The sequence below is a fragment of the Stakelama pacifica genome (genome assembly GCF_004361835.1).
GTDB classification, from domain to species: Bacteria; Pseudomonadota; Alphaproteobacteria; order Sphingomonadales; family Sphingomonadaceae; genus Sphingomonas; species Sphingomonas pacifica.
Genome location: NZ_SNWD01000019.1, coordinates 41,037 through 53,255, shown reverse-complemented (window position 1 = coordinate 53,255; position 12,219 = coordinate 41,037). Strand labels below are relative to the sequence as shown.

Sequence of the window (12,219 nt, the reverse complement as noted above, 5' to 3'; positions counted from 1 at the left end):
CACCGCAAGCTCGCCGCTTAACATCCATCCCCTGACGAGGCCCGCACTCCGCTAATTTACGCCGCGAGTCGTGCCAAATGTTCTGACGACGGACACCCGACCTGCCACAAGCCCGCTTCGCGCGAGCTGCTGATCGGGGCGCTTTCTGGCGCGCTCAACCCTGCCTAACAGGGCTGCTTCACTGACGCGATGCAAGAGGCTCAAAAGGAAACGCCCCCTCGTCGTCCAGCAGCTCGCCGGGTTGCATCGGGCCGGCTCCGGTCGCGGCGTCGATCGCGGCTTGCAAATGGACGGCGGTGGCCGTCGCGCCTCGGCCGCTCCGATCCAATAGGGCCAGTGCCATCTTCATAAGCGATAGAGCCGTGTCGTCGTTCGTCATAGACATGCCTCGATGGGAACCCGGGGCCTCGACGGAAGAGGGGTGTCCAAAGCTCGATCGGTCGTTGCGCGGCCGATCTCCACGGCGTTCTTTCCGGCGCGCTTGACCGCGTACATGAGCTGATCGACCGCGTGCATCAAGGAGGGCTCGTCGCGCGGGGTATCGGGCGGGATGAGCAGCGCGCCCATGCTGCACGTCACCGGATGAGGCGTGCCGACCAGAACCGATGACAGGCGCTTGTGAAGCGAGCGGGCGAAATACACCCCTTCCTCGGCCGAATGGACGGGAAGCAGAAAAGCGAACTCGTCGCCGCCGATCCGGCCGAAATCATCCTCGCGCCGGATGATCCCCCGCGCGCCCTGTGCGAAGGTGCGCAGCACCTCGTCGCCCGCAACATGGCCGTGGCGGTTGTTGAGGCCCTTGAAGTCGTCGAGATCGAGGATCGCGAGCAGGAAGGATTGCCGGGCAGGCACCGCTAGATCGAGACGATGGATCACCCGCTCGCGAAACGTCTCCTTGTTGAGCGCATCGGTCATGCGGTCGCGCGCCGCCAGGTGGTGCTCTCGATCGAAGGACCGGCGAAAGCTCAGAACAATGGCGGCGAGGAAAACATAGGTGACGGCGCGCACGGCCATCCTCGCCCCCAGCAGGGCAGGGGAGAGCCTTGGCAGTTCGGCGAGATGCGGGACGACGGCGAGGACCGCCGCGACGACCGCTACCAGATAGCCGGCGCGGCTTCCCAGCGCCCAGCAGGCGGCGCAGACGATCGGGATATAGAAGGGCGCGAGACCTATCCGGGGAAAATGTGCGTCCGCCAGCGCCAGCGCCGTGACGCTGAGGAGGATCGCGAACCAGGCGCGTTCGCGCGGCATGGAATGAAGACGATCGGCGAGGCGGCCGACAGGCAGATTGCTATTCACGCATGTCCCTACTCGGTCAAAAGGTTCTCCAAGCTCATTGTCGCGCCAAGTGTTCCGGACAGCCGGCGGCACGCCCCTTATTTGAGACGTGCCGGCCCTGGAACCGGGTGTTCGAAACCTGAGACATAGTTCAGGCGCGGCCGCCTTTGGGCCGGGTGGCCTTGGACATACGCGTCCGCCACCCGGTCGATAAGCTCGACCGGCTCTATGTCATGAAGGTTTCGACGCCTCCGCCCACGTCTCCGTGAGCGCCGCCACGCTACCGGCAAACTGTTAAGAAAAGCAACAAGCTGACAGGCACACCGGGGATCAGCCGATCTTGACGCCCCGCCAGTCGCGCTTTTTCTTAGGCGGCATAAGCCGTTTGGCCGCTAGCGGAGGCGCATCGCGGCCGTTCCTGTCGGCCAGCAGCGGCGTCGATCGCCCCTCGATGAGGGCGCGCAACCGAGTTCGCCCGCGTGCGATGCGGCTCTTGAACGTGCCTGCGGCAATGCCGAGCTGCGCCGCGCCGTCCTCGATGGACACGCCCTGGCTCGCCAACAGCACCGCCTCGCGCTGGTGGGGCGGGAGTTCACTGAGCGCCCAATCCGTATCCCGCAGCCAGATGGCGAGGCTTTGGGTCTCGTCTACCCGGAGCATGCGGTCGCGCACATCCTCGGGTAGGTCGGCGTGAAAGCGGGCGCGACGACGACCGGTGAGAAAGCTGTTCTTCATCACGGTCCGCGTCCAGGCGGCGAGGCTTGTTCCCGCCGCGAAGCTGGCGCGCGCGGTCCAGCACCGGAGCATGGTGTCCTGCAGAAGGTCATCGGCATCGGCGCCGCCCCCGGTCAGTCGCCGCGCATAGGCGCTGAGCGCCGCCGCCTGCTCGATCAGCCCTGCCCCGAACGCATCGTCGGGCATGGCGATCGGCAAGGGAACACGGGCAGGCACATCGGGCGGCATCTCATTCTCCGGGCAGGGCTCTCCTGCCCCCAAGCGATATAGGAGGCGCGAGCCGCCGATGTTGCCGGCCAGACCGCTTCAAGGCCCGCTTCGTCCCGTCTCGGTCGATCAGGGCTGCATCCGTGCTATAGGGCTCTCATATCGCGATCGGAGAGAGAGATGATGGAGCGCCTGTTCCCGCGCGCCTTGATAGCATGCATTCGTGAGGCTCGGTCGCCGACGCCGCAGGAGCTTGCATCGATGGCCGAGAAGATCTGGCGCGAGGCTTTCCCGGAGCGTCCATTTCGACGCGAGCGCGCCATGACCATCGCGCGCGTCGCGCTCACAGGCGAACGCACAACGCGCGACGCACCGCCATCATCCTGCTCCGCTGAGCCGCCATCGGCTAGAATGCGGAGCGCTACGGTCGGCCGATGGTCGTCAGGGCTGTCGTCCAGGAGAGGAGGCGCCGCTTGAGCCGGCAACATGCTGGCCGTAGCACCGGCCGATTTCTTCAAGCAGCCGACGTGGCGGTGGCGGCTCAAACCTCGGCAGGCACCGGCTCGTAAGGCACCCCGATCCGGGTTTCGGCCGTGCCGCGCCGCCGCAGGGTCGCGGCAATGTGGCGGTCGGCCGCCGCGCGATCGATGAAGGCGTGCCGCTGGGCCTGGCCGTGTGAGCCAATCCGACCCCAGCGGGTTTCCACAACGATCATGCCGAAAAGATCGAGGCATCGCGGTGATGCTGTAGCGCCGGCGGATGTTGCGCGCCGGATCGATCGCCACCAGCTCGATCGGCTCGGGCAAGGAAAGGTTCGCGCCATTCATGGCGCGGAGCCTACGAAATCAGCCTCTCCAAGTCCGGCGACTTTCTTGAATCAATGGCACGCCCGTGATTCAGGAAATCGATGGTTCCTCGAAGCGTTACCGCGTCTGCGGGAGTGCGCGACGCTTCTGGCGCTGTTCGAGCCAGGTGGTGAACGCCGACTCGGTGCAAACATCCAAGGGTTCATAGGTGCCCGGCGCAACGCGCCGAAACAGCATGGGGCCGGTCCGAACGGCGCTTTGGCCGAGAGACACCTGGCAGCTATTCCCGGTCGTCCCGCACCGGCCAGCTATGTTCATCACCGGACTGGTGCGGATGCTGATTGGTCCCGAGACGCGGCCCTTCGTGACGCTGATAACGCGCGCGGGGCGGCTCTGCTCGATCTTCTGCCCGGGCCTGAACCATAGTCGCGCTCGTCCGTCCGACCCGCACCAGAAACTGCGCGGTGCCGTCACCGGCGCCCGCCCTATCTCCAACTCACCAACAAGATCGGCTTTGGCGAACGCCGCGCGCGCCGCTGCCTCGATATTGTCGGGCAGGATGCAGGAGCACGCCATGGCGGGCGTGGACGCGCTCAACGCCGCACCGGCCAGAGCCGTGCCGATCGCTCGCGATAGCGACACCATCATCATACCGGGAGGCTACGCCCGCACGGCTGAACGGAGCATGGCCTGGGTGCGCCTATGGAATCGCTGTCGGATCGGCGATGCGCCCGAAAAACAGCACCGCGCCGCTCTTTCGGTCTCGCAGGGTGGCAAGGAAAGGACGATCGACCACCATCTCCGGCACCTGAGGCTCTATCCGCGCACTGGTCACGACGATCTTGACAGCGGTTGCCGCCGCCGCCTCGGTGCCCTCCTCATCGACGCGCAGAAAGGTCGCGTGCGCCACGTCATCGATCGCGAGGCGCGCACCGCTGGCGAGCCCCGACAGGTCCGCACGCTGCTGGTCGAAGGCGCTTGGCATGCCCGCTGCGATCAGCGCTGCCTTCACGCTCTCATCGAACCTCGCTTCGAAGCGGGGCAGAACGATCCGCATCTCGCGAGCCTGCTCCGCCGCCAAGGAAAAGCGATCATTGCCGCCCTGCTCGCCGGCAAAGAAATCGACACCCTTCAGCTCACGCTCCCAGCGGCGCAGGGTCGCCGCGTCACGCGGCAGGAAAATCTCCATCACGAAGCCATCGCCGCCATAAGGCAGCGCGATTACCTGCCCTTCCCGGGTCTCGCGATAGTCGAACCGGCCAATCCGCTTCATCATCGTGATCGGGATGCGCGTGCCGTCGCCACGAGTGAAGGTCCGCGTTTCCGTCTCCTCGAACGGCACCTGCCACTTCGCCTTGAAGTAAAGCGCGTTGGTCAGCACAGCGGCGGTGTCATCCCCGAAGCCGCTCGGAGAGACGATCTGCGAAATCCTGCCCCTCGTCTCGCGCGAAACCCAGCCATTGATCCGCTCGGCTGCTCCGGCAGGGTTTCCGGCATAATCGACCGTTTCCGGAGCCGCTCCGAAGCCGGCGTGCGCCTCGGCGACATACTCGTTCCGGATCGGCAGTCCCTTCGCCAGCCACAACGCGTTCGCGATGCCGAGCGTGGTATCGGCATCGCCGGTGTCGGTGAGCTGGGCATTGTAGGACTTGATAAGCGCAGGGACGTTGCGGGCCGAATCCCAGCCAAGCGCGCGCCCGATCTCCTCGCGCGTGCCGCCCCGCGCGCCAAGATAGGCGAGCCCCAGGCCCTGCGACAGGCTGACCGGGGAGATGAACAGATTGGCGTTCGCATCGGCCGCCGCTGCCAGGTGCGGGTAGACCTTGGAGGTCATCACCGCCGCGCCATAGGTCAGCCCCCAAGGCGTGATCTCGCTGCTTCGCTCCGACTGCCCGGCGGGAGGCGGGCCGATATTGGGGGCCGGTTCGCTCATCGCACAGCCACCAAGCGCGAGGATGGCAAGAAGCGGGAATGACAGGGCTGCTTTAGGCATGGCTGCTCCCTAGAGGCTTGGCTGCTGATCGTAGAAATCGACCTGCATCCGCATGGCTCCGAGCGGTTCGACGAAATGCGGCTGCTCCGGTAGAACAAGCCCTGGCCGCTCAGGTGTAAGGATCACCTCAGAGGCAGCGTCGAGATAGGTGAGCTTCAATCTCCCTTCGATGGCCCGGATCACGCCCCACACACCGGCCTTGGTGCGATGCTCGGAGCGCAGGGCAGCGGGCAATGTCACCTCATCGAATATGGGCGTCGAGCGGTAGGGAAGCACCATTATTTCTCTGCTCCTACTTGGATCGTGCATCGCACCGGCTGATCCGCCTTCCTTGCGGTCTGCCGGCATCCTTCGATCTTTTCTCGATTGTCGCGCAGCAACCTGTCGGCCGCGACAATCGCCTCCCAGCTCGGCCGCGATGCGCTCGCCATAAGATGCTGCCCGGCATCCCACGGTGTCGCCTCGGCAAGAACCCGCGTCGCCATGCGTTCGGGCCATTGCCAGCTCGCCGGCGCGATCTCGCGCGCGACCATACCGGGCAGGAAGGACCAGAGGAGGATGCCGATAAGCAACCCGCCCAGCCCGAACCATAGTTGACGGTTCTTTTGATCCCGCGCCGTCAGCGCCGATTGAACGACGGTGCGCAGCTCGCGCCCCTGCTGTTTCATCTCGTTGGTGGCGGTGGCGAGGGCGGCATGATCGGCGCTGCGAAGGTCGGCCGCCGCTCGATTGATCTGCGCCGAAACCTGCGCAGGCGTCATCGCCAACGCCGGCGACTTCACGATGGCCGTCGTAACCTGGTCGAGTCGTCCGTTGATGCCCTCCAGCCCCTGGACGACATGCCCCAGCGTCTCGGAATAATCCGGCACGTCGATGCTGGTGCGCTCGGCCGCCAAGCCCTCGATGGCGCGGCGCATCAACGCTAGTTCGCCGCGCTGCTGCTCGACCGCAACGCGCACCTGCTCGAACGCCTCCGTTGCCGCGTCGCCGCCTTCCTCCCATTCCTCGTCCGCCATTGTCTCTCCTTATCGGCTCAACCCTCGATCGCGGCCAATTTCCAGCGAACGGGTCAATTCCTGGCTGATCGGACGATCCCGACGCATTTCCAGCCCCAGCTCGGGCGCGCGCCGCCGCAGCACGGATTCGAGCTGCGGATCGCGATGCAGCCCTCCCGCCAAGCCGTCCATCTTCTTGGCCGCGCGCTCCGCGCCGGCACGATCGCCGCTGCGCGCGAGCTCGGCCCGCTCGCGCGCCATACCTTGCCAGCGCTCCACGAAGCGGTCGGCGCGCAGTTCGGGATTGGAACGGACCTGAGCTTCCTCGGCCATTGCCCGCGCCGCCCCGCCCGCCTTGCCTTCGGCCGCGTCGCGCACCAGTGCGGGGTTGCGCTCGAACGCGGACGACAAATCCCGGGCCGCATGGGGGCGCACCCGATCGAGCGCGTCCCCGGCCTTCGCCAGCGCCTGTTTCTGGTGCGGGAGCACAGGCAGGCCCTTCTCGCGCATCCGGTCCATATCGGCCTGCGCGCGCGCATAGCGTTCGATCGCCTTGGCCTGATTGGGCACCGGCGATCCCCGCTCGGAGCCGATGATATTCGGACCCCCTTTGCCGTCGCGCGCCGGCTCGGGCGACGTCGGTTTCGGGCGGAAGCCGGCGAACATGCCTTTGGCCTTCGCCTGCACCTTGGCGACCATCTCCCGCGCGAGTTCCGGGAACCGGATCTCGCGCCGCTCGGCGAACGCACGCACCCGGTCCTGCTCGGCCATAGCACCCTCATGCCCATAGTCGCCGGCCATGTCCTTCACCCGTTCCCGACCCAGCGTGCGGACGAGCTGGCGCTGATCGGCGAAGTCGTCACGCCCATAGTGAAGCTGCACGCTCTCGCGATGCCGCGACAACGCCACATAGGCAGAATGACGATCCATGCCGGGGGTGGCGAGGACATGCGCCTGATCGACCGTCACGCCCTGCGATTTATGAATGGTCGCCGCATAGCCATGATCGACATGGGCATAGTCTTTCAGGTCGAACGCAACGCTGCGGCCATCGTCGAGCTTCACCGCCATGCTGTCGGGCGACACGCGCTCGACCTTGCCCAGCGTGCCGTTCTTCACGCCAAGCCCGCGCTCGTTCTTCAGGAACATGATGCGGTCGCCATTGGCGAACTCGCGCGCGCCCCGCTCGGCCGACACGCGCACGTCATGCCCCAGCTCGCCAGCGTCGCGCAGCCGATCACGCGCGGCCAAGTTCAAATCCCGCACCTCGACATTGGTATGGGTGAGGATGATCCGGGTCTTGTCGGGATGGGCAAGCCGCTGCGCGTCCCAGCGGTCCACCAGCTCGCCCCGCGCAGCCAAGCGCGTCTCGGCCGCATGGGCCATGCCATGCTCGGCATAGGCGTGGACCGCCTCGCCGGTGCGGCCCGTCGCCAGCGCCCGCGTCGCGTCCTTCTGCCAATCCTCATGCTGCCGGCGAACTTCGCTGATCTCGGCCGCGCCGTGCCGCTCGGCCAGCGCGCGGAACGCCGCGCCGGCCTCGATCGCCTGCAACTGCTCGGCGTCGCCGATCAGCACGACCTTGGCCCCGGCTCTCTCCGCCTCCGACAGCACGCGCTCCATCTGGCGCGTGCCGATCATGCCCGCCTCGTCGATCACCAGCACGTCGCGCGGGCCTAGCAGCTCGCGGCCCTGCTCCCACTGATATTCCATGCTGGCGATCGTGCGCGAGGCGATGCCGGAACCACCCTCAAGCCCCTCGGCCGCGATCCCCGACAAGGCCGCCCCGCGCACCTGATAGCCGGCCCGCTCCCATTCGTCGCGCGCCACGCCCAACATGGTCGATTTGCCGGTGCCGGCATAGCCGACCACAATTGAAAGATCGCCCTTGCCGGTGATATGCGACAGCGCGGCCTGCTGTTCTGCCCCGAGTGTCAGGCCACCACTTCCGACGGCGGCGTCACGATCCCACGCTGCCGTCGGGAGACCATGCCCCGCCCGATCCGCAAGCCGATCGCCGGCGCGCTCCAACCGCTGCTCCGTCTCGATCATGTCGCGCGAGGTAAAGCGGTCCTCGCCGCGCCCGTCCTTCCCCAGCGCCACCAACTCGGGCGAGGTCCGCACCGCGCTCATCACCTGGTCGAACTGATCCTTTCCGTCGCTGTGCCGGAACGCGAACTGCGCCAGGTCGCGCTGCGTGAATGTCGCCTGTTGCCGCGTGATGGCGTCGAGCGCGATTTCCGGATTGGCGAGGATCTTCTCGCCGTTCGCGCGGGCGATCCGGGCATGGTCCTCGACCCGCTCGGCCTCAAGCCCCTGTCCGGGCATACGCGACGCCGCCGGCCCGATCTTGTGCTGCGGCTCAAGGTCGATGCCCTGGTCGGCATAGGAGCGATGATCGATCCGCCCCTCCAGCCCCAGCTCGGCCATGCGCTCATTCACATGAGCCGCCCATGCCTCACGCCAGCCCTTCAGATGCTCATTGCTGTTCCAGTCGCGGTTCTTCTTGCCGAACCCCTCCGGTCCCACCTCGCGCATCGACAGCATGACATGCGCGTGCGGCTTAGGACTGCCGTCCTTCGCATGGTCCCAATGCACGTTGAGGTCGGCGACCATCCCGCGCCGGACGAACTCCTTTTCCACGAAATCGCGCGCGAGGCTAACGCCCTGCTTCTCGCTCATCTCGCGCGGGATCGAAAACTCCACCTCGCGCGCCAATTGCGCGTCCTTGCGCTTCTCGCCTGCCTCCACCTCGTTCCACAACACGGTGCGGTCGCTTAAACGCTCCGGCGCGCCTTGCGGCAGCATCACCTCGGAATGGATGACGCCGGCCTTGTTCGAGAAGTCGTGGTCACGCCCAAGCCGCTCGTCGTGCAGCTCGGATGCGGAGCGATACGCAGCCGACGCAACCGCGCTGGAGCCGTTCGCGCGGCTGATGACCTTGGCGCTGAAATGGTAGATCGCCATCGCGCTCTGCAATCTGCCTTACTTAGCACACGTCGGCAACGACGTATAAGCGCGCACTCATGATCTGCTTCGCATCTCCTGATTGACTCGGTGCTGGCTGTTGATGTGGGTTGCCCTCCCCTATAGGTTTGCTAGGCTGCTGCGGTCAAAAACGCGGAGAAAGGAAGCACCATGCGCAAGGTGCGGGACTATAACGCGGAGCTGAAAGCGCTGGAGGACAAGGCGCGTAGTCTGAAGGCGCGCCGGGTCGAACAACTCGGCCAGCTCGTCACCGCCACGGGTGCCGATTCACTCGACATGGAAACACTCGCCGGCGTGCTACTCGATGCCGTCGCCTCACAGAACGCGGAAGCGAAGGAGGCGTGGCGATCGAAGGGCGCGGCTTTCTTTCAGCGGCGCGGGCGCAAAGGTGGGCGAACTGCTGGCGGCAACCGTGACAGCGCTGGCACGCAACCAGGCGCTGATCCAGCGTCTGGAAGCGACACGGCGTCGGACTGATACGCGGGGCTGGGTCGTGCAACGGCGCGAACGCACCCGCCACCTGATCGAGCTGGGCGGCCTCGTCCAAAAGGCCGGTCTGGTCGATCTTGCTGATGACGATCGCGCGACCATTTACGGTGCGCTGCTCGAACTGGTCGGACGCGCTCGCGGCGATGATGCCAGCGATATGGTGGCGCTCTGGAAGCGACGCGGCAAGCGGGCCTTTGACGCGGAAGCGGAAGGCAAGGAGACGGTGGCATGACGACGCTCGACCTTGACGCTCTCCGGACGGAAGTTCGCGCGCTCGACTATGTACGCGGCACGCCTGCGGAAGCCGCGATGTGGCGCGAGGATGACGCGGACTCCCGCGCCAATCTCGCCATCGAGGGCATGGACCTGAACGCGGAGGATGAGGCGCTGTTCGACATGCTTCGCGACGAGGCCGTGCCCCCTCCCCTCGCCACGCAAATCATCCTCAAGCTCTACGATCATCCCAACGCCGATCCGGGGCTGGCGATCACGCCGCTGGAACGGGCCGGCTGATGCCCGGCCGGCGGATCAGCCCGCTGTTCGCGGTGCTCGTCGCCGCGGTCGTGCTGTTCGCCAGCCATAGCTGGCTCAAGGGCATCTTCGGTTATGGCGAGATTGCCACCGACATTCCGTTCCTGCTGGCCGGCGCGATCCTGTTCCTGGCCTGGCGCGTCAATCGCCGCGCCGCGAACCGGCGCAGCTCGCTGCTCGGCTCGGCCCGCTTCGGCGATCGGGGAGACGTGCGCCGGCTTGAGGGAAACGGGGATCTTCTGATCGGCCGCTCCATCGAAGGCGGCAAGCTGCTGCGCTACGACGGACCCGCCCATCTGCTGACGATGGCCCCTACCCGCTCAGGGAAAGGCGTCGGCACGATCATCCCCAACCTGCTCACGCTGGACCGCTCGGTGGTCTGCATCGACCCCAAGGGCGAGAATGCCCGCGTCACAGCCCGTGCGAGGGCCGCCAAGGGCGATGTGTGGTGCCTGGACCCCTTCGGCGTCTCGGGGCGCCCCACGGCCCGCTACAACCCTCTGGCGTGGCTTGATCCGACCAGCCCCGACTTGGCGGAGGATGCACAGACGATCGCCGATGCGCTGGTCCATGACGCACCGGGGCAATCGGGCGAGGCACACTGGAACGAGGAAGCCAAGGCGCTGATCGCCGGCGTGATCCTGCACACCGTCGTCCACGAGCCCCCTGCCCGCGTCACGCTGGCGACCGTGCGCGACAAGCTCACCCGCGATCCCGCCGGCTTCGCCACGCTGCTCGCCGACATGCAGGCCAGCACCAGCGCCGGCGGCCTCATCGCGCGCGCCGCCAATCGCCAGCTCGGCAAGTCGAACCGGGAGGCTGCGGGCGTGCTCTCCTCGGCGCAGCGCCACACCCACTTCATGGACAGCCCGCGCCTGGTGGACAGCACCTCGGCATCCGACTTCCGGTTCGCGGACCTGAAGGAGCGGCCGGGCACCGTGTTCCTGTGCCTCCCGCCCGATCGGCTCGACACCTATGCGCGCTGGCTGCGGCTGCTGGTCGGGCAGGCCGTCACCGACATGGCGCGATCCCCTGCCCGCCCGGCAAGCCCGGTGCTGTTCCTGCTCGATGAGTTCGCAGCCCTCGGCCGACTGGAGCCGGTGGAACGTGCGATGGGGCTGATGGCGGGTTATGGCCTCCAGCTCTGGCCGATCCTTCAGGACATGCACCAGCTCCGCGCGCTCTATGGCGAACGCGCCGGCACCTTCCTGTCCAATGCCGGCGTGGTCCAGACATTCGGGGTCAACGATCATGCGACGGCCGACATGCTCTCGCGCACGATCGGCGACACCACGATCGAATATGAGACCGCCAGCACGTCACAGAAAACGAGCTGGTTCGACAGCCCGGACCATTCCACCAGCGTCAGCGGCCACGTCGCCGCGCGCAGGCTGGTGACACCGGACGAAATCATGCGGATGCCCGCCGACACCCTTCTGCTGCTGCGGCAGGGCGAACGCCCGCTCTGGGCGAAGAAAATCCGCTATTACGATCAGCGCGAGTTCGCCCGCCTGTTCGATCCGGCGTGATCGTACACACCGGCAAGGTGCAACGGTGAGCTTTGGGATATCGCCTGACCTGCCCTGTCCGCCGGGCCTAACGCTGACAGGCACACACCGCCCGATCCGCTTTGCTTCTCCTGGAAGCCTGCGGCCGATAGGCCGCCCTTGTGACGGCGATAGCCGGCACGAAACAAAGGCGCATTGGCCCGTAGGGTCAATTCCGCAATGTCTTCGAGCTATCCGGGTGCGGAGTGCTGGTGGGTTAAGAGATTCTGTTAAATAGGAATCGTTAAGAAGGTTAAGGCTGGAAAATGGGCCAAAAAACCCACGTTTCCTGCGGCCTTCCGGGAACCCCCGGTGTGTGATCCCACGTGATTCGGTGTGTGATCCCACGATAGTAGGGTGTGTGATCCCACGACGCTTCGGTGTGTGATCCCACGACAATTTAAGTTCGATCTAGACTGTGAATACGGCTGCCTGACTATGTGGGGTCACTGCACGAAAGTGCGCTTTGCGTACGCCAGGCCCGAACGAACAGCGAACGACACGGATCGGTGGTTAGGCGACAGGCAGATTTCGGGATGGTTGAAAGCTGTCTTTGAGCGGTGTCATAACCGTTCTAGGCTGTTGAAAAAGTTGCTTCGGCTCGGAAGAGGCGTCGGTCAGGGCAATATTCTTCTCGTATCATGCCTATC

The 12,219-nt window shown here is 65.9% G+C and carries 13 protein-coding genes; 4 read left to right on the top strand and 9 right to left on the bottom strand.

What is annotated here, in order from left to right; genetic code table 11:
• Positions 1–178: 178 nt before the first annotated feature.
• The 9 genes from EV664_RS18025 to traA all read right to left on the bottom strand — a co-directional run bounded on the left by EV664_RS18025 (position 179) and on the right by traA (position 8,981).
• Complete coding sequence (locus EV664_RS18025; protein ID WP_133497074.1) at positions 179–379, bottom strand: hypothetical protein; 201 nt, start codon at positions 377–379, stop codon at positions 179–181.
• Positions 376–1,299: a GGDEF domain-containing protein gene (locus tag EV664_RS18020; protein ID WP_229668354.1), complete on the bottom strand. Its 924-nt coding sequence runs from the start codon at positions 1,297–1,299 to the stop codon at positions 376–378. The genes EV664_RS18025 and EV664_RS18020 overlap by 4 nt, the downstream gene beginning before the upstream one ends.
• Positions 1,300–1,608: 309 nt before the next feature.
• Entirely contained in the window at positions 1,609–2,241 is a 633-nt protein-coding gene (locus EV664_RS18015) for an RNA polymerase sigma factor (RefSeq protein ID WP_133497072.1), read from the bottom strand.
• Between the two features lie 520 nt (positions 2,242–2,761).
• The gene (locus EV664_RS19580; protein WP_229668353.1) at positions 2,762–2,935 is read right to left on the bottom strand and encodes a WGR domain-containing protein; all 174 of its coding nucleotides are present in this window, start codon (positions 2,933–2,935) and stop codon (positions 2,762–2,764) included.
• A 208-nt stretch (positions 2,936–3,143) separates the two neighbouring features.
• Positions 3,144–3,677 carry a hypothetical protein gene (locus EV664_RS18005; RefSeq protein WP_133497071.1) on the bottom strand — a complete coding sequence of 178 codons (534 nt, stop codon included), beginning with the start codon at positions 3,675–3,677 and terminating at the stop codon, positions 3,144–3,146.
• A gap of 49 nt (positions 3,678–3,726) precedes the next feature.
• Entirely contained in the window at positions 3,727–5,019 is a 1,293-nt protein-coding gene (locus EV664_RS18000) for a serpin family protein (protein WP_229668352.1), read from the bottom strand.
• Between the two features lie 9 nt (positions 5,020–5,028).
• Positions 5,029–5,298 carry a TehB family protein gene (locus tag EV664_RS17995; RefSeq protein ID WP_133497070.1) on the bottom strand — a complete coding sequence of 90 codons (270 nt, stop codon included), beginning with the start codon at positions 5,296–5,298 and terminating at the stop codon, positions 5,029–5,031.
• Positions 5,298–6,035, bottom strand: coding sequence for a DUF6118 family protein (locus tag EV664_RS17990; RefSeq protein ID WP_133497069.1), 738 nt, complete (start codon positions 6,033–6,035; stop codon positions 5,298–5,300). Before EV664_RS17990 ends, EV664_RS17995 begins: the two co-directional genes overlap by 1 nt.
• Before the next feature lie 9 nt (positions 6,036–6,044).
• Positions 6,045–8,981: a Ti-type conjugative transfer relaxase TraA gene (gene traA, locus EV664_RS17985; protein ID WP_133497068.1), complete on the bottom strand. Its 2,937-nt coding sequence runs from the start codon at positions 8,979–8,981 to the stop codon at positions 6,045–6,047.
• 171 nt (positions 8,982–9,152) lie between these two features.
• Here traA and EV664_RS17980 point away from each other — a divergent pair, with 171 nt between their 5' ends.
• From EV664_RS17980 to EV664_RS17965, 4 genes are read left to right on the top strand one after another with little or no spacing between them, the layout of a single operon-like run.
• Entirely contained in the window at positions 9,153–9,479 is a 327-nt protein-coding gene (locus tag EV664_RS17980) for a conjugal transfer protein TraD (RefSeq protein ID WP_081614895.1), read from the top strand.
• Positions 9,480–9,495: 16 nt separating this feature from the next.
• Entirely contained in the window at positions 9,496–9,723 is a 228-nt protein-coding gene (locus EV664_RS17975; protein ID WP_026189172.1) for a conjugal transfer protein TraD, read from the top strand.
• Entirely contained in the window at positions 9,720–10,004 is a 285-nt protein-coding gene (locus tag EV664_RS17970; RefSeq protein WP_018251386.1) for a hypothetical protein, read from the top strand. The genes EV664_RS17975 and EV664_RS17970 overlap by 4 nt, the downstream gene beginning before the upstream one ends.
• Positions 10,004–11,551, top strand: a complete 1,548-nt coding sequence (locus EV664_RS17965) for a type IV secretory system conjugative DNA transfer family protein (protein ID WP_133497067.1) — start codon at positions 10,004–10,006, stop codon at positions 11,549–11,551. Before EV664_RS17970 ends, EV664_RS17965 begins: the two co-directional genes overlap by 1 nt.
• Positions 11,552–12,219: the final 668 nt, after the last annotated feature.

What these genes read in the sequence shown, in the direction of transcription:
- EV664_RS18025 (WP_133497074.1), bottom strand. Translation starts at nt 379, where the DNA reads ATGACGAACGACGACACGGCTCTATCGCTTATGAAGATGGCACTGGCC.
- EV664_RS18015 (WP_133497072.1), bottom strand. Translation starts at nt 2,241, where the DNA reads ATGCCGCCCGATGTGCCTGCCCGTGTTCCCTTGCCGATCGCCATGCCC.
- EV664_RS19580 (WP_229668353.1), bottom strand. Translation starts at nt 2,935, where the DNA reads ATGATCGTTGTGGAAACCCGCTGGGGTCGGATTGGCTCACACGGCCAG.
- EV664_RS18005 (WP_133497071.1), bottom strand. Translation starts at nt 3,677, where the DNA reads ATGATGATGGTGTCGCTATCGCGAGCGATCGGCACGGCTCTGGCCGGT.
- EV664_RS18000 (WP_229668352.1), bottom strand. Translation starts at nt 5,019, where the DNA reads ATGCCTAAAGCAGCCCTGTCATTCCCGCTTCTTGCCATCCTCGCGCTT.
- EV664_RS17995 (WP_133497070.1), bottom strand. Translation starts at nt 5,298, where the DNA reads ATGGTGCTTCCCTACCGCTCGACGCCCATATTCGATGAGGTGACATTG.
- EV664_RS17990 (WP_133497069.1), bottom strand. Translation starts at nt 6,035, where the DNA reads ATGGCGGACGAGGAATGGGAGGAAGGCGGCGACGCGGCAACGGAGGCG.
- traA (WP_133497068.1), bottom strand. Translation starts at nt 8,981, where the DNA reads ATGGCGATCTACCATTTCAGCGCCAAGGTCATCAGCCGCGCGAACGGC.
- EV664_RS17980 (WP_081614895.1), top strand. Translation starts at nt 9,153, where the DNA reads ATGCGCAAGGTGCGGGACTATAACGCGGAGCTGAAAGCGCTGGAGGAC.
- EV664_RS17970 (WP_018251386.1), top strand. Translation starts at nt 9,720, where the DNA reads ATGACGACGCTCGACCTTGACGCTCTCCGGACGGAAGTTCGCGCGCTC.
- EV664_RS17965 (WP_133497067.1), top strand. Translation starts at nt 10,004, where the DNA reads ATGCCCGGCCGGCGGATCAGCCCGCTGTTCGCGGTGCTCGTCGCCGCG.